General features: G+C 34.4%; 12 protein-coding genes, 3 tRNA genes and 1 other annotated feature. Of the genes, 7 read left to right on the plus strand and 8 right to left on the minus strand.

The annotated features are described in order from the left end of the window. Positions 1 to 71: 71 nt before the first annotated feature. The 4 genes from dnaN to ACVRZ8_RS07165 form a co-directional block, all read right to left on the minus strand. The gene (gene dnaN / locus ACVRZ8_RS07150; protein WP_447448635.1) at positions 72 to 1,208 is read right to left on the minus strand and encodes a DNA polymerase III subunit beta; all 1,137 of its coding nucleotides are present in this window, start codon (positions 1,206 to 1,208) and stop codon (positions 72 to 74) included. A 154-nt stretch (positions 1,209 to 1,362) separates the two neighbouring features. After that, on the minus strand, positions 1,363 to 2,727 hold the full coding sequence (gene dnaA, locus ACVRZ8_RS07155) for a chromosomal replication initiator protein DnaA (protein ID WP_447448636.1): 1,365 nt from the start codon (positions 2,725 to 2,727) through the stop codon (positions 1,363 to 1,365). Between the two features lie 202 nt (positions 2,728 to 2,929). Then, on the minus strand, positions 2,930 to 3,700 hold the full coding sequence (locus ACVRZ8_RS07160; RefSeq protein ID WP_447448674.1) for a ParB/RepB/Spo0J family partition protein: 771 nt from the start codon (positions 3,698 to 3,700) through the stop codon (positions 2,930 to 2,932). 69 nt (positions 3,701 to 3,769) lie between these two features. Next, positions 3,770 to 4,996, minus strand: coding sequence for a S1C family serine protease (locus ACVRZ8_RS07165; RefSeq protein WP_447448637.1), 1,227 nt, complete (start codon positions 4,994 to 4,996; stop codon positions 3,770 to 3,772). A gap of 206 nt (positions 4,997 to 5,202) precedes the next feature. On the opposite strand from ACVRZ8_RS07165, the gene rlmH reads away from it, so the two are divergent. Both rlmH and ACVRZ8_RS07175 read left to right on the plus strand, forming a co-directional pair. Further along, positions 5,203 to 5,682: a 23S rRNA (pseudouridine(1915)-N(3))-methyltransferase RlmH gene (gene rlmH / locus ACVRZ8_RS07170; RefSeq protein ID WP_447448638.1), complete on the plus strand. Its 480-nt coding sequence runs from the start codon at positions 5,203 to 5,205 to the stop codon at positions 5,680 to 5,682. A 242-nt stretch (positions 5,683 to 5,924) separates the two neighbouring features. After that, positions 5,925 to 6,590, plus strand: coding sequence for a YoaK family protein (locus ACVRZ8_RS07175; RefSeq protein WP_447448639.1), 666 nt, complete (start codon positions 5,925 to 5,927; stop codon positions 6,588 to 6,590). Positions 6,591 to 6,612: 22 nt separating this feature from the next. On the opposite strand, the gene ACVRZ8_RS07180 is transcribed toward ACVRZ8_RS07175, so the two are convergent. Further along, positions 6,613 to 6,686: transfer RNA gene (locus ACVRZ8_RS07180), tRNA-Arg, on the minus strand. Positions 6,687 to 6,850: 164 nt separating this feature from the next. On the opposite strand from ACVRZ8_RS07180, the gene ACVRZ8_RS07185 reads away from it, so the two are divergent. Continuing rightward, positions 6,851 to 6,922, plus strand: a tRNA-Glu gene (locus ACVRZ8_RS07185). A gap of 31 nt (positions 6,923 to 6,953) precedes the next feature. After that, positions 6,954 to 7,027, plus strand: a tRNA-Asn gene (locus ACVRZ8_RS07190). A 102-nt stretch (positions 7,028 to 7,129) separates the two neighbouring features. Here the strand turns inward: ACVRZ8_RS07190 and ACVRZ8_RS07195 are convergent. Further along, entirely contained in the window at positions 7,130 to 9,727 is a 2,598-nt protein-coding gene (locus tag ACVRZ8_RS07195; RefSeq protein ID WP_447448640.1) for a YfhO family protein, read from the minus strand. A gap of 51 nt (positions 9,728 to 9,778) precedes the next feature. After that, entirely contained in the window at positions 9,779 to 11,401 is a 1,623-nt protein-coding gene (locus ACVRZ8_RS07200) for an ATP-binding cassette domain-containing protein (RefSeq protein WP_447448641.1), read from the minus strand. Positions 11,402 to 11,542: 141 nt separating this feature from the next. Then, positions 11,543 to 11,791: a binding site (T-box leader), on the plus strand. A gap of 48 nt (positions 11,792 to 11,839) precedes the next feature. Between ACVRZ8_RS07200 and trpS the strand changes: the two genes are divergently transcribed. The 3 genes from trpS to ACVRZ8_RS07215 all read left to right on the plus strand — a co-directional run bounded on the left by trpS (position 11,840) and on the right by ACVRZ8_RS07215 (position 15,561). Continuing rightward, positions 11,840 to 12,862: a tryptophan--tRNA ligase gene (trpS, locus tag ACVRZ8_RS07205; protein WP_447448642.1), complete on the plus strand. Its 1,023-nt coding sequence runs from the start codon at positions 11,840 to 11,842 to the stop codon at positions 12,860 to 12,862. A 237-nt stretch (positions 12,863 to 13,099) separates the two neighbouring features. Continuing rightward, on the plus strand, positions 13,100 to 14,581 hold the full coding sequence (gene guaB / locus ACVRZ8_RS07210; RefSeq protein WP_447448643.1) for an IMP dehydrogenase: 1,482 nt from the start codon (positions 13,100 to 13,102) through the stop codon (positions 14,579 to 14,581). 113 nt (positions 14,582 to 14,694) lie between these two features. After that, a complete protein-coding gene (locus ACVRZ8_RS07215) occupies positions 14,695 to 15,561 on the plus strand; it encodes a GRP family sugar transporter (protein ID WP_447448644.1) in 867 nt (288 codons plus the stop codon). Positions 15,562 to 15,591: 30 nt separating this feature from the next. Here the strand turns inward: ACVRZ8_RS07215 and recF are convergent, their stop codons facing one another. Further along, positions 15,592 to 16,692 (minus strand): DNA replication/repair protein RecF, encoded by a 1,101-nt coding sequence (recF, locus tag ACVRZ8_RS07220; protein WP_447448645.1) that lies wholly within the window; start codon positions 16,690 to 16,692, stop codon positions 15,592 to 15,594. Positions 16,693 to 16,695: the final 3 nt, after the last annotated feature.

Consider the following 16,695-nt stretch of genomic DNA (forward strand, 5'->3'; position numbering starts at 1 on the left):
GAAAAGTTTTAGGATGGTTATAGTATAGCTATTTTTACTTAAAAAATTCTTAATCTAACCTTATTTTACGATTAATTTGTACGAACTGGGGTGATTAACTGAATAAAATTCTCACTTTCATCACCAGGTGTTAAAGTAAAAGGTCTAACAGGAGAAATGAATCGCACGCGAACAGTTTCACTCTTTAAAGCTTTCAAAGCTTCAATTAAGTAAGTTGGATTAAAGCTAATAGTTAAGTCTTTTCCTGAAATTTCCTGAGTGTCTAAATCTTCATTAACTTTCCCCACCTCAGGTGAATTTACATGAGCACTGACATTACCGTTTATAAATTCCAATTTGACGGTACCATTTTGACTAGCGTTTGAAATAAGATGTGCTCGTTCCATAGCATGACGAAGATCAGCAGTGTTAAAAACGGCTTCCGTTTCAAACTGGTTAGTTAAAAGACGATCTGTATCAGGATAATTTCCTTCTAACAGGCGCGTATAAAAAGAAATATATTCACTTCTAAATAAAATTTGATTTACCGAGAAGAAAATCTCTACATTTTCAATATCATCATTAAAGACGGCAGATACCTCTTTAAGTGAGCGACTTGGAATAACAACATCAAAATTATCAGCTGAATGTTCAAGAACTAACTGACGCTGACTCATACGATGAGAATCAGTAGCTACTGCTTTTAACTCATTATGGTTAGATAAAACAAAATGAACACCGGTTAAAATAGGACGACTCTCCTGAGTACTTGCTGCAAATGATGTTTCTGAAATGAGCGTTTTTAAAACATTTGTTTCCATAACAAGAGGAGTTAAACTATCAACCTCCTGAATACGAGGATATTGTTCAACATCTTTTCCTTTTAGAGTAATTTCAGATTTTCCACTTGTCAAAAGAACTTGATGCTGTTCTATCTCTTCAAAATTTACATTAATATCTGGCAAACTTGAAATAACATTTATAAAAAAATTAGCTTCTAAAAGAATACTGCCTGATTGATTGATAACAAGTCCTGCGTTTTCTTCTGAAACAGAAATAGTATTTTCAATAGATATTTGTCCATTTGAGCCAGTTAGAGTAATACCTTCACTAGTAACTTCGATTTTTATTGTAGACAAAATAGGAATAGCATTTTTTGAAGCAATTGCTCGACGGGTAGTATTTAAGGCTTGAATAAAATAAGCCTTGTTTATTGTAAATTGTATCATGGGACTCCTTTATTCTAGTATTATTATTTAGTAGTAGTAGTAGGTCTTGTGAATAATGTGGATAAACCTATTTTAGATTGTATTATAAAGCTTCTTAACTTGTGTATAAACTGTGGATATTGACAGCAATAGTTAAGAACTTATCCACAAAGGACTATCTGATCTTATTTTTTATAGTATCAATTTCAATACGCAGACTATCATCCTGAGCAATCATATTTTTGATTTTATTATAAGCATGTAGAACTGTAGAATGATCGCGACCGCCAAATTCTTTACCTATTTTTGGAAGAGAATTATCGGTCATTTCACGAGCAAGATACATAGCTACTTGACGTGCTAAAACGATATTTTGATTGCGTTTGGTTGCTTTTATTTCTTTGACTGTAACGCCGTAAAACTTACCAACTTTTTCTTGAATTTCATCAATTGGGATGACTGTGATTGCTGGGCTGTCCTGTTTTCTAGCACGAATAGCCTCTGCTGCGACCTCAACTGTAATCTTAGTCAACTGACGGATATTAGCTACAAGACTGATATCCTTAAGGGCACCTTCTAAATCACGAACATTGGAATCAAACTGTCCAGCTAGATACTCAATTGTCTCTTGAGGAAAATAATAATCGTAATCCATAATTTTACTGTTTAAAATGGCCACTCTAGTTTCAAAATCAGGCGGAGTGATGTTGACTGTTAATCCCCATTTAAAACGAGTAACTAGACGCTCTTCTAATTCATTGAGCTGATCAGGGTTTCGGTCACTGGTTAAGACAATTTGTTTATTGCTGCCGTGCAAGGCATTGAAAGTATTGAAAAATTCTTCTTGAGTTGTTTTAGTTGATTTTTTTGCTAAAGATTGAATATCATCAATTAGAAGAACATCTAAATAGCGGTATTTTAACTTAAGTTCATCCATTTTGTCAAGACGAATATGTTCTACAAACTCGTTGATAAAATTTTCAGCTGTGATGTATTTTATTCGAGATCTCGGATTATCGGCAAGAACCGTATTACCAATAGCATTAAGCAAATGTGTTTTTCCAAGACCGGGACCTCCATAAATAAAAAGAGGATTATAGGTAGTTCCTGGTGAATTTGCCACCGCAATAGAAGCAGCTACAGCCCAGCGATTCTCATCTCCTTGAATGAAATTTTCAAAGGTATATTTATGGTTAATGTCTGAATTAAGAGTCGGTAAAATTTGAGTCTGCTGTCCAGAACTAGATTCTCCTTGACCAGAATATAATGTTTGCTTAGCTGCTTTTTCTTGAGGTTCTTCAAAAATATAATGAACGGAAATTTGACTATTATAAATCTCAAAACCAGCAGTTAAAATAACATCCTGTAAATTCTTTTCCCAGAACAGTTCTTTCAACTGATCAATCAGAATAGTAGCTACTTGATTTTCAACTTGAATGAGTTTAGCATCTAAAACAAAAAAATCAAAAGTCGCTTGCGTTAATTGACTTTGAGCAAGCTCTAAAACTCTGTTCCAAAAAATCTGCTCGTTTTCTGCCATTTTCTCTCCTTACATTTGATTATCTTATAGCATTTTAGCATAATTAATTGAAGTTTTCCACAGGTTTAAGTTATAAAATCCACATTGTTAAAAAGAGTTATCCACAGGATGTGTAAAAAGAAAAAGAAAGCTGCTATTATAGCTTTCTTTCTTTGTTTTAGGTGTGTATATCATTGAAAATAAGTTAATTGATATTCACAGTTTATTCAAGTTTGTTGATAATTCTGTTGAAATCTTCTTCGTTTGAGAAATAGATCTGAAGACTTCCAGTATGATTTTTTTTATATCGAATAGTAACAGGCAATCCCAAAAGTTTTTCCAGCTTTTTTTCTTGGTCTTCAACAAAAATATCTTTTTTGTTTTTATTTTGAGTAGGTGGCTGCTCACGTAAAAAATTTTCTAATTGACGCACAGACCAATTTTCAGTAATCACTTTTTCAAAAACAGATAGTTGTTTTTTTGGATTTGTAATACTTAAGAGTGCACGCGCATGGCCTTGAGAAATTACTGAGTTTTCGAGACTATCTTGTATATTGGAAGGAAGCTGCAGCAGTCTTAGAACATTAGATATATATGGTCTAGATTTTCCTATAATAAAAGCAAGTTCTTCATGACTGTACCCTTCTTGCTGAATGAGTTTTTCATAAGCTTTAGCTTCTTCAATAGGATTAAGATTAGAACGTTGAAGATTTTCAATAATAGCCTGTTTTTTGCTATCTTTATCTGAAATGTCTTTAATAACTGCGGAAATATCTTTTAATCCTAAACGTTTACAAGCCCGTAAACGCCGTTCACCAGCAATTAATTCATATCCAATAATCTCTGACTTACGAACAATAATTGGCTGAATCAGACCATTTTCACGAATTGACTGACTTAATTCTTTCAACTCTTGCTCTGAAAATTCAGTTCGAGGTTGGTAAGGATTGGGATAGATTTCTTCTATTGGAATAATTTGCAAACGTTCAGTCATAAATTTCCTTTCAGTAAAAGAGCTTGGGACAAAATGAGTCTCAAGCTCTTCTTTCATAATGTTTAGCTATTATTTTGATAAATCATCTTCTGATTTAGTTAGTTCGATAGTAACTGTTTTCTTATCTTTTCCGCGATAGAAAGTGATTTCAATAGAATCTCCAACTTCATGATTGTAAAGAAGGGTTTGGAAATCAGTTGTTGAAGTTACCTCTTCACCATCAATAGCAGTGATGACATCATACTGTTTCAATTTGCCATCAGCTGGCATTCCAGACTGAACCTCAGTAACAACAACTCCTGCTGTGATATCTTCAGGAATGCCCAATTCTGAAATGGCACTAGTCGATAATTCACTGAGATTAGCCATGGAAATTCCCATTGCAGGGCGTGTTACCTTTCCGTCTTCTACTAATTGGCTAATAATTTTAATAACATCATTTGAAGGAATGGCAAATCCCATACCTTCAACTCCAGAAAGAGTAATTTTACTTGAATTAATACCAATAACCTGACCTTCAATATTTACAAGGGCTCCGCCTGAGTTACCAGGATTAATAGCGGCATCTGTCTGAATAGCGTTTGTGGAAATAGTTTCTCCGTCTTCATTTTTCATGGTAACAGTACGGCTCAGACTTGAAACGATACCTTCAGTTACAGAGTTAGCATATTCGACTCCTAAAGGACTACCAATAGCAATAGCAGTTTCACCAACCGTTAATTTGTCAGAATCAGCAAATTCAGCAACTGTTGAGACATCTTTAGATGAAATTTTTACAACAGCTAAATCAGAATAGGTGTCTGCACCAACAAGTTCTCCAACAACCTTTGTACCATTGGCAAGCATGACTTCAATACGTTTAGCGCCATCTATCACATGATTATTGGTCACCACATAAGCAGTATCCCCATCTTTTTTGTAAATAACGCCAGATCCTGAACCTGCCGGATCTAAATCATCCTTATCAGAATCACTTGATGATGAACTGTTATCATCTCCGCCAAAAGCTCCACCATAAAAATCGCTGAGTGAATCAGATGATGAAGAATTTTGATAGTTGATAATAGAAACAACAGCATCCTGAACAGTTTTTACTGCCTTTGTAGTATCTGAAGAGTTATTATAGACATTTTTAGAAGTGGTTACTTGCGGAGAGGTTGATGAGTTACTTTTGAAATTCACTCCACTAGATTTTAGTAAAATAAAAGCTCCCAAAAGCCCACCGATAATTCCAACAATAAGTATAATAACTGGGGCAAGCCATTTTTTCCACTTGCTAAAGTTAATGTTTTTCAAGATAAGTCCTCCTTAGTAGTGAAACTACTATAATAATGCAAGCTTAATTATAGCATAAAGATTGAAAAAATAGAATTATCAACAACCTGTGGATAAATGTGGATAAGTTTTTTATTTTTACCTAGATAATAAGTTTTTTTAATAAAGAAAATAACTATAGACTTGTGGACAACCTGTGTACGATTTTAATATGCTATAATGACTTTATGAAAATTAAACTGATTACCGTTGGAAAATTAAAAGAAAAATATCTTAAAGATGGGATCATGGAGTATACTAAACGTCTGGGACATTTTGCTAAATTTGAAATGGTGGAATTAAGAGATGAAAAGACACCAGATAATGCCAGCCAAGCTGAGAATCAAAATATTTTAAAAAAAGAAGCCAGTCGTATTCTTCCCAAAATTAGTACCCGTGATTACGTTATTGTACTAGCTATTGAAGGAAAGCAATTATCCTCAAAAGAATTTGCTAAAACTTTGGAAGAGGTAACTGTAAAAGGTTATTCAGACATTACTTTTATTATTGGGGGAAGTTTAGGATTAGCACCTGAAGTCAAAAAACGGGCAAATTTATTGATAAGTTTTGGTCTTTTAACTTTGCCTCACCAACTCATGCGTTTAGTTTTGACTGAACAAATTTACCGCGCTTTTATGATTCAACAAGGCAGCCCTTATCATAAATAGGGAAAAAATGAATGATTCAGAAGTTATCAACCTTTTTAAACAACACTCTGATTCAGAAAATACTGCAAAATTGGCTAAATACCAAAAAAATCAATTTCACTTTTATGTTATTTTAACTCTTTTAGTTACAGGCTCATAAGAATCTTTAATTTTATTGAAACACATAAAGAACAAATGAATCGTTTATCTATTCGTAAGATCAGTAAATATATATAAGTTTCACGTGAAACAAAGGAGAACATATGACAAAGGATTATCGAAATTTTGAAGGTTTAAGAGTGGCTATACTTTTAACATTTATTAGTGGTTTTATTGATGCCTATACCTTTATCACACAGGGAGGGCGATTTGCTAGTATGCAGACTGGTAATCTACTCTATATGATGATTAAGTTTGCAGATGGTCACTTTAAGGAAGCATTCAGTTTTTTAATTCCAATTATTTTCTTTATTTTAGGACAGTCTTTCTACTATTTCTTTAGAAAATGGGTAATCTTAAAAAATTTTAGATGGCACAAACTAAGTACTTATGCTTTATTTGTTCTATTACTTATAATAGCTATTTTTAGTCCTCTTCTCCCATCTATTTTTACCATTGCAGGATTAGCTTTTTTTGCTTCGATTCAATTATCAACCTTTAAAAGAGTCAGAGGATATGCCTATACAAATACTATGATGACAGGTAATATAAAAAATGCTTCCTATCTTTTACTTAAAGGGAATGTTGAAAAAAATGAGCAAATAAAAAAGCAAGCCTTGTATATTATTGCTGCCATTATTGCTTTTATGATTGGTGTTTTGTTAGCAACAATTATGTGTCACTACTTAATTGAAAATAGTCTTTATTTTTTACTACTTCCTATGTTTGCTCTTATTTATCTTGTGAGCAAAGAAGAAAAAGCTCTTTAGTTTAAATACTAAAGAGCTTTTTTGATCCCAGCAGGATTCGAACCTGCGACCGTTCGCTTAGAAGGCGAATGCTCTATCCAGCTGAGCTATGAGACCAAGACTTAAATAGTTTACCAAAATTAAAGCTATACTGTCAACCTAACTAAATACCAAAAATTAAGTCAATAAAAAAATTAATACTATTTTTTTACTAAAGCTATTTACAAATAGCAATTCTATCGTTATAATAATAAAAGTGTTGTAAAAGTAACAACTCTTTTGGTCCGTTGGTCAAGGGGTTAAGACACCGCCTTTTCACGGCGGTAACACGGGTTCGAATCCCGTACGGACTATAATAAAAACTGCTTGACAGTTTTTCCTTTATCCGCCATAGCTCAGTTGGTAGTAGCGCATGACTGTTAATCATGATGTCGTAGGTTCGAGTCCTACTGGCGGAGTGATAAGACATTTCTCAAGTTGATAATGACTTGAGTTTTTTTATTTTTATCCATTATAAAAAACGATGAACTAGTTCACCGCCTTTGAATTATTACTAAAGGTTATTTTTTTCGATATTTAGTAATGTAGGATATTATTATAGTATAAACGTTAAAGATGAAAATACCAATGCCTGATAAAATTGCCCCTTCTTTGAAGCCATTTGGTACAAAGTTAAGAACAACTTGACCGTCTCCAGCAGGAACATCAACTTTCATGAAACCATCTTGAGCTTTATCAATAGAAACAGATTTTCCATTTACCTTTGCAGTCCAACCTTGATCGTATGGTAAAGTGAAAAAGAGAGAACTATCTGAATCACTAGAATAACTAGCTATAACACTATTATGTTTTGTTGTTACATTTACCTTTTTAGCATTTAAGGTATCTATAGCTGTTTGATAATTATCAGTATTGAGAGCATAGAAGTTAGGAGTATCGAAGGTTACCGATTCATTTGCAGGAAAAGAGAAAGTTATATCAACGGTTTCTTCGTTTTCAAAGTAGCCAATATCAAAGAAACTAAATGTATTGTCTGTTGAATGAGACTTAGAAATGCCATTAACAGTTGTTGTAACAGCTTTTGATGTACTATTTCCAAAATTAATATTTGGAACGCTGACATAAAGTTGAGTGTGGGCAGGAACCTGTACTGTGAATGTTGTACTGGCAGAATTGCTGCCAGATGCTGCTTTAGCAGTAATTTGATTGTCAAGTACAGTTGTATTTTGATCAGAAAGCGAAGCGTTGAGACGATTGAAATAATCTAAATTAAGACCAGTTAAATTATTGATAAGAGCTGTTTGGTTGTCAAGCGTATTTACAGTAAAGTCAACATCTTTGTAAACACCATTTGTCAAAACAGCTAATTGAGATACATTACTATTAGTGTATAAACTCATAGTATCTTCCTGACCAGTGTAAATAAAATCATATTTATCTGGATCGTAGGTTGACAAATTATATTTTACAGCAAAAAGACTGTCCATCAGCAGAGTATTATTTTGATAACGAAGATTAAGATTTGTCCCATCAGATTTAAAGCCTAATTTGTCTAAAGTCGAACTGGAAGCAGTATTTCGAATAGATGAAAATTGCGAGATTCCATTGTAGTTATACTTCATGCTATCATTTCCAGTTTGAGCTTCAAGACGCTCTGTACGGTAAAAATCGGAGTTATCCTTTTTAGTCTCAGCAACTAAATTTTCAATAGACTTCATGTTGCGCGTGTATCCTTCTCGGGTAGGAAAAACCCATTCTGCTCCAAGAGAGTTGACAACATAGTAAGTATTGAGACCAATTTCAAATAAACAGAAAAAGAAAGTAAAACCAAGAAATAGAGATTTAGGAATTTGTTTTTTACTAAAACTAACTAATAAAATGGCATAAGCCAATAAAAAGGAAAAACTAAGAATAAAAGAAATATCTGTGAGATAGCTATAATATTCTCGATAAACAAAAGTTAAGCTAAATCCTATAACTAAGATACCAAAAGGAACAAGTAGCTGTCTTAAGCTAATCTGCTTTATATAAGGCAAAGACTGACCCGCTAATAATACAATTAAGAGCGAAAATAGCCAAGAATAACGGTGTAAAAACATGTTTGGAGCATGCATTCCCTGCCACGCTAAATCTAATGGCTGTATATAAAAACTTAACACCAATAAGAATAAGAGAAGTAAATATCCTGTTTTAACTTGCCATTTGATTTCCTTTATTGTAAAAAAGAGAATAGCTAAAATTAAAGGAAACAATCCTACATAAATCATAGGAATAGCACCAAATTTTGTAGTATCGTAAACTCCGACCATATTTTTAGCAAAGATATCAAAAGCATTGGTTGCCTCTGTAAACCAAGTTGACACTTCTGTAAACTCTTCGCCATGTGTTGTTAAATCAAGAATAGTTGGCAACAGCATGACAGCACTGCTTATTGCAGCTAAAATGGAAGAAAAAGCAAAATCTAAACCTTTCAATAAAGCAGTTTTGATAGAAGATGCTGTCACCAAATTAACTAGGAAATAAAGAAATAAAAATAGAGACATCATATATCCAAAATAATAATTTTGGATAAAGAGAAAAGTTAAACTTAAGTAATAAATCCAGCGCCCTTTTCCCTCAAAAAGATAGTGAAATCCCAAAATAATTAGTGGAACTAAGATGTAAACATCCAACCAAGTATTAATTTCTAACTGGCTGGTTGTAAAACTCATGAGAGCAAAACTGGTTGACAGCGTTAAAATTAGTGGTCTGGATACTGTTTTAAAAAGACGTGTAAAACTAAAATAAGCCGACAATCCGATAAGTCCAAATTTAGCTAAGCTAATATAATAAACAGCATCCGCCATTTGCTCCAAATTAAAGAAATAATAAAGCGGAGATAAGAAGGAACCTAGGTAATAACTAATAAGTGCATAAAAGTTAATTCCCAAACCACTGGTAAAAGCATAAAAAATACTGTCATCACCATGAAGAATATTACGTAAATTAGTAGCAAAAATCACGTATTGATGGAAACCATCACTAGCAAGAATAGTCCGTTCACTGTTAGGATAGATATTTTGTGTTGCAAGAATAATTGCCATAATCACTACTGGCAGAGCAAAAGCCGCTAGATAATAGCAAAAAGAGGTCTTATAAGTTAATATTTTTTCTTTCATAAGTCATAAACTAAGACAGGCTGGGAAACCCAACCTGTACTTTCTATAAAATTAATCAGCCCAAAGTTGAGTTACTTTTGTTTGAACTTCTTCATTTTCAAGAAATTCATCATAAGTTTCATCAATGCGGTCAATGACTCCATTTTTTGAAATAACAACGATATGGTTGGCAATCGTGTTAATAAACTCATGGTCATGGCTAGCAAAGATAACAGATTCTTTGAAGTCCTTAATACCATCATTTAAACTAGAAATAGACTCTAAATCTAAGTGGTTGGTTGGATCATCAAGGATAAGAACATTTGATTTTAAAAGCATGAGTTTAGAAAGCATCACGCGCACTTTTTCTCCTCCTGACAGAACGTTAACAGACTTATTAACTTCATCGCCAGAAAAGAGCATACGTCCTAGGAAACCACGAAGAAATGTGTCATCGTCTTCCCCTTTTTCAGCAAATTGACGGAGCCATTCGAGAATAGATTCTCCAGCAGCAAATTCTTTAGCATTATCTTTTGGAAGATAAGAGCGGCTAGTTGTCACTCCCCACTTGACAGTCCCTTCATAGTCAATATCATCCATAAGAGCTCGAATAAGAGCAGTTGTTTGAATATCATTTTGTCCAATGAAGGCCGTTTTATCGCCTGGCCGTAGAATAAAACTAATATTATCCAAAATCTTCTCACCATCAACGGTAACAGAAAGATTTTCGACCGTCAAAAGGTCATTTCCTATTTCGCGATCTGCTTTAAAGTTTATAAATGGATATTTACGGCTTGATGGAACTATTTCTTCAAGTTCAATTTTATCAAGCATTTTCTTACGGGAGGTAGCTTGTTTTGATTTTGAAGCGTTGGCAGAGAAGCGAGCAACAAATTCCTGAAGCTCTTTTATTTTTTCTTCAGCCTTAGCATTACGATCAGCTTGTAAACGTGCAGCTAATTCAGAAGATTCTTTCCAAAAATCATAGTTACCAACATAAAGTTTGATTTTTCCAAAATCCAGATCAGCCATGTGTGTACAAACTTTATTGAGAAAATGGCGGTCATGAGAGACAACAATAACGGTATTTTCAAAATCAATCAAGAAATCTTCTAACCATGTAATTGATTGAATATCAAGACCATTGGTTGGCTCATCAAGAAGAAGGACATCTGGTTTGCCAAAGAGAGCTTTGGCAAGGAGAACCTTAACTTTGTCTCCATTTGCAAGCTCACTCATATTTTGATAATGAAGGTCTTCTGAGATATTTAAATTTTGGAGTAATTGTGCAGCTTCACTCTCGGCCTCCCAGCCACCAAGTTCAGCAAATAAACCTTCTAATTCTGCTGCTCGAACACCATCTTCATCAGAAAAATCTTCTTTCATATAAATAGCATCTTTTTCCTTCATAATTTTATAAAGGTGTTCATTTCCCATGATAACAACATCAATGACACGTTCTTCTTCATAATCAAAATGATTTTGCCGAAGAACAGAAAGACGTTCATTAGGACCCAGTGAGATGTGGCCAGTTGTAGGTTCAATATCTCCTGCTAAAATCTTAAGAAAAGTTGATTTTCCGGCACCATTAGCTCCGATAAGCCCATAAGTGTTGCCTGCCGTAAATTTAATGTTAACTTCATCAAAAAGTTTACGGTCACTAAAACGCAGTGACACGTCAGAAACTGTAAGCATTTATTACCTCATTATATTTATAATATACTTTTTCATTTTACTAGAAAGAGATACTTTTTTCAACTTTTACCTGACTAACAGCAGAGCTGTTTCACGTGAAACCTTTTTGAAAAAGCTTGACAGAAAAGTTAAAAAAACATAAAATAAATGCTATCAGAGGAGTACTAATATGGAACTTTACAGAAAGTTGACGGCTGCTGCGAGTCAATAAGGAATTATTAGGAATGGACTGATTTATTATAATTATGAAGAAAGCATGTAGTCTTCAGGTTGGCACCCCTTACCGTGCAACTTCTTAAAGAGAAGAAGATAGAGATAACAGTGGTGTAAACTTATAAAAGACACTGTTAATTGAGGTGGCACCGCGTATAGTTGATCAACGCCCTCACACATGTATTTGTGTGAGGATTTTTTTATTGATAAGGAAAGGAAAAATAAATGCCGAAACCTATTATTTTAACAGGAGACCGACCAACAGGTAAATTACACTTAGGGCACTACGTTGGTAGTCTTAAAAATCGTGTAGCCTTGCAAAATGAAAATAAGTATGACATGTTTGTTTTCTTGGCAGATCAGCAGGCTCTTACTGACCATGCCAAAGAATCAGAAATTATTAAAGAATCAATTGGAAATGTTGCCTTAGATTATTTATCAGTTGGGCTTGATCCAAGTAAAACGACTATTTTTATCCAGAGTCAAATCCCAGAACTGGCTGAGCTGACTCTGTATTACATGAATTTAGTGTCATTGGCACGCTTAGAACGCAATCCAACGGTCAAAACTGAGATTGCTCAAAAGAATTTTGGAGAATCTATTCCAGCAGGATTTTTGGTTTATCCAATTTCTCAAGCAGCTGATATTACAGCTTTTAAGGCAAATTTAGTGCCTGTCGGAACCGATCAGAAGCCTATGATTGAGCAAACGCGTGAAATTGTGCGTAGCTTTAATCATACCTATAAAACAAACTGTTTAGTTGAACCTGAGGGTATCTATCCTGAAAATGAAGCAGCTGGGCGTCTTCCAGGTCTTGATGGCAATGCTAAAATGTCTAAATCACTTGGCAATGGTATTTTTCTTTCAGATGACGCAGATACTGTGCGCAAAAAAGTCATGAGTATGTATACTGACCCTAATCATATCCGTGTGGAAGATCCGGGACAAATTGAAGGAAATATGGTCTTCCATTATCTTGATATTTTTGGACAAGAAGAAGATCAAGCTGAGATTGCTGCTATGAAGGAAAATTATCAGCGTGGTGGACTTGGTGATGTTAAGACCAAGCGCTATCTCTTAGAAATTCTTGAAAGAGAACTCTCTCCAATTCGCGAACGTCGCCTAGAATATGCTAAAGATATGGGTGAAGTTTTCCGCATGTTGGAAAAAGGAAGCGAGCATGCACGTGCTGTCGCAGGACAAACACTCTCAGAAGTTAAATCAGCTATGGGAATAAATTACTTTTAATATCAAAAACTTAAGGTTTATTTTAGGAAGCATGGATATAATACATTTATCCTAAAACTTTTCTTTTTCATAATCTCCTGAAATAGCTCCATCTTATGGGGTTATTTCTTTTGTTATTTTTATAAGAAAAGAAGACAGAACTGGTTGACAAATGAATTTAGCGTGATATGATATTATCAATTCTAAAACTACACTGGGTTTTTATAACCTAAATATAGAGAAACAGAGGATAAATTGATGTCAAATTGGGATACAAAATTTTTGAAAAAAGGCTATACTTTTGATGATGTGTTACTCATTCCTGCTGAAAGCCACGTTCTGCCGAACGATGTTAATATGCAAACAAAACTGGCCAAAAATTTGACATTGAATATCCCGATTATCACTGCGGCGATGGACACTGTAACAGATAGTAAAATGGCTATTGCTATTGCACGTGCTGGAGGCCTTGGTGTCGTTCATAAAAATATGTCAATTCAGCAGCAAGCCGAGGAAGTCCGTAAGGTAAAGCGTTCTGAAAATGGCGTTATTATTGATCCATTTTTTCTGACTCCAGAACATAAAGTTTCTGAAGCGGAAGAATTGATGGCAACATATCGAATTTCTGGTGTTCCAATTGTTGAGACTCTTGAAAATCGTAAATTAGTTGGTATCATCACAAACCGTGACATGCGTTTCATTTCAGATTATAGTACACTAATTGCAGATCATATGACCTCAAAAAAATTAGTTACAGCACCAGTAGGAACAGATCTTGAGACAGCTGAGCGTATTCTTCATGAAAATCGTATTGAAAAATTACCTTTAGTGGATGAAAATGGCTGTTTGTCTGGACTTATTACCATTAAAGATATTGAAAAGGTTATTGAGTTTCCTAATTCTGCTAAAGACGAATTTGGTCGTTTACTTGTAGCTGCGGCTGTTGGTGTTACATCTGATACTTTTGAACGTGCAGAGGCACTTTTTGAAGCAGGAGCTGATGCCATTGTCATTGATACAGCTCATGGTCATTCAGCGGGGGTTCTTCGTAAAATTTCAGAAATTCGTAGCCATTTTCCTGATAAAACTTTGATTGCTGGCAATATTGCTACAGCTGAAGGAGCACGTGCACTTTATGATGCAGGTGTTGATGTTGTTAAAGTTGGTATTGGACCTGGTTCAATCTGTACTACACGTGTTGTTGCAGGTGTTGGGGTTCCTCAAGTAACAGCCATTTATGATGCAGCTGCAGTTGCGCGTGAATATGGTAAGACAATCATTGCAGATGGCGGTATTAAATATTCGGGTGATATTGTGAAAGCTCTTGCTGCTGGTGGAAATGCCGTTATGTTAGGCTCTATGTTTGCTGGGACAGATGAAGCACCAGGTGAAACGGAAATTTTCCAAGGCCGTAAATTTAAAACCTATCGCGGAATGGGATCTATTGCAGCTATGAAGAAGGGTTCTAGCGATCGCTATTTTCAAGGTTCTGTTAATGAGGCTAATAAATTGGTTCCAGAGGGAATTGAAGGGCGTGTAGCTTACAAAGGTGCAGCTGCAGATATTGTTTTCCAAATGATTGGCGGTATTCGTTCTGGAATGGGTTATGTTGGTGCTGCTAATTTACAAGAACTGCATAACAATGCTCAGTTTATTGAAATGTCAGGTGCAGGACTTATCGAAAGTCATCCTCACGATGTTCAAATTACAAATGAAGCTCCTAACTATTCAGCTCATTAGTATCATGGTATAATAAGATTCATCACACTGAGTGGTGAGTTTTTTTGATTTAGAAAGGTTTACAAATTAGACAATTAAATTGACTTCTAATTGACTATGTTGTAAAAAATAAAATGTTAGGTATATTATTTGCTTTAATTCCTATGCTTGCTTGGGGAAGTATAGGATTTATCAGTAATAAAATAGGGGGAACTCCTAATCAACAGACTTTTGGACTTACGATCGGAGCAATAGCTTTCTCAATTTGTGTTTACATAGTTGTCAACCCTAAATTGACAGCACTGTTATGGGTTGTTGGAATTTTAGGTGGCCTACTTTGGTCTGTTGGACAGAATTTTCAATTTAGAGCGATGCAGTATATGGGCGTTTCTGTTGCGAATCCTATATCCAGTGGAAGTCAACTTATTTTAGGCTCTTTTATCGGTGTACTTATTTTTAAAGAATGGCGACTGCCATTACAATATTTTTTTGGTTTTATAGCGTTGATTTTCTTGGTTACAGGTATTTTCTTTGCAGGAAGACAAGAACAAAAAGAGGTTTCAAAGGGACAGTTGAGCGATTATTCTAAAGGATTGCGTGCAATTGTTTTATCAACTTTTGGTTATATAAGTTATACTGTACTTTTTAACAATATTTTTCACTTTGATTCTTTAGCAGTTATTTTACCTATGTCAATTGGAATGACCCTTGGCGCTCTAATCTTTATGAGATTTCAAGTTTCTTTGGACGGTATTGTCTTAAAAAATGCCTTAGTCGGCTTGCTCTGGGGATTGGGGAATATATTTATGTTATTGGCTGCTACACAAGCAGGATTAGCTATTGCTTTTTCTTTTTCTCAATTAGGTGTGGTCATTTCTGTTTTAGGTGGAATTTTCTTTCTTGGAGAAAAAAAGTCAAGAAACGAGTTGAAATGGTTGGGAGTAGGAATTATATGTTTTATGATAGGTGCCATCTTTTTAGGGGTTGTTAAGTCTCTGTAATCTGTAAAATAAGAAAACAAAAAGGATTGTTTAATCCTTTTTGTTTTCTTTGATTGTTCCTTCACGAATTAAAAAGTTTTTAAGCTGTGAAGGTAAAGAATTAAGATGATCTAAACTAGTTGTTGTTAAAAATGTTTGAATATTATCGCTAATATTTTCAAGTAATTTAAGTTGACGATGATTGTCAAGTTCACTCATAACATCGTCAAGAAGAAGAATAGGGTAATCTCCTGTGACGGTCTTAATAAGTTCAATCTCAGCCATTTTTAAAGAGAGAATAAGACTGCGCTGTTGCCCTTGGCTTCCAAAATTAGCATCAATACCATTTATATTAAAAGACAAATCATCGCGGTGCGGTCCAATGCTAGTATTCTTTTTTAGAATATCACGTTGACGATTACTTGACAGTGCCTTTAAAAAAGATTGATAAATATTGTTTTTATCACTAAAATCAAAGGAAGATTGGTAGCTAACAGTGAGTTCTTCAGCTTGATTAGAAATAATTTGGTGGTGTTTGGTGGCCTCTTGTTCTAAATCCTTGATAAAAGTAAAACGGTGTTCAATTACTCGACTTCCAAAATTGGCTAGCTGTTCATCTAATACCGAAAGAAAATCGGTATCAATTTTATCCGTTAATTTGAGATAGCTGTTACGTTGCTTAAGGATATGGTTATAGTTAGACAAATCAGATAGATAAATTGGTTTAATTTGTCCTAAATCTATATCAATAAACTTACGTCTTAAGGAGGGAGCTCCTTTAACAAGCTGTAAATCTTCGGGAGCAAAAAGCACGACAGTCATAGTTCCAATATAGCCAGAGAGTTTTGCTTGTTTGAGATGATTAACCTTAGTAATCCGTCCTTTACTGGATAAAATTAGCTCAAGCGGTACCTGTCCGCTTGATTTCTGCAGCTGTCCAGATAAACTTAATGATTTTTCGTGAAAGTTAATTAATTCCTTATCAAAGCGAGTTCTATGGCTGCGAGTTAAAGCTAAAAAATAAATGGCTTCTAAAATGTTAGTTTTTCCTTGTGCATTAGCTCCTAGAAAAATATTAAGATTAGGAGAAAACTCCACTTCAGCATCTTGGTAGTTACGAAAATTTTTAATATGAAGTGATTTTAACCACATGAA

It is taken from the genome of Streptococcus dentiloxodontae, assembly GCF_053206925.1.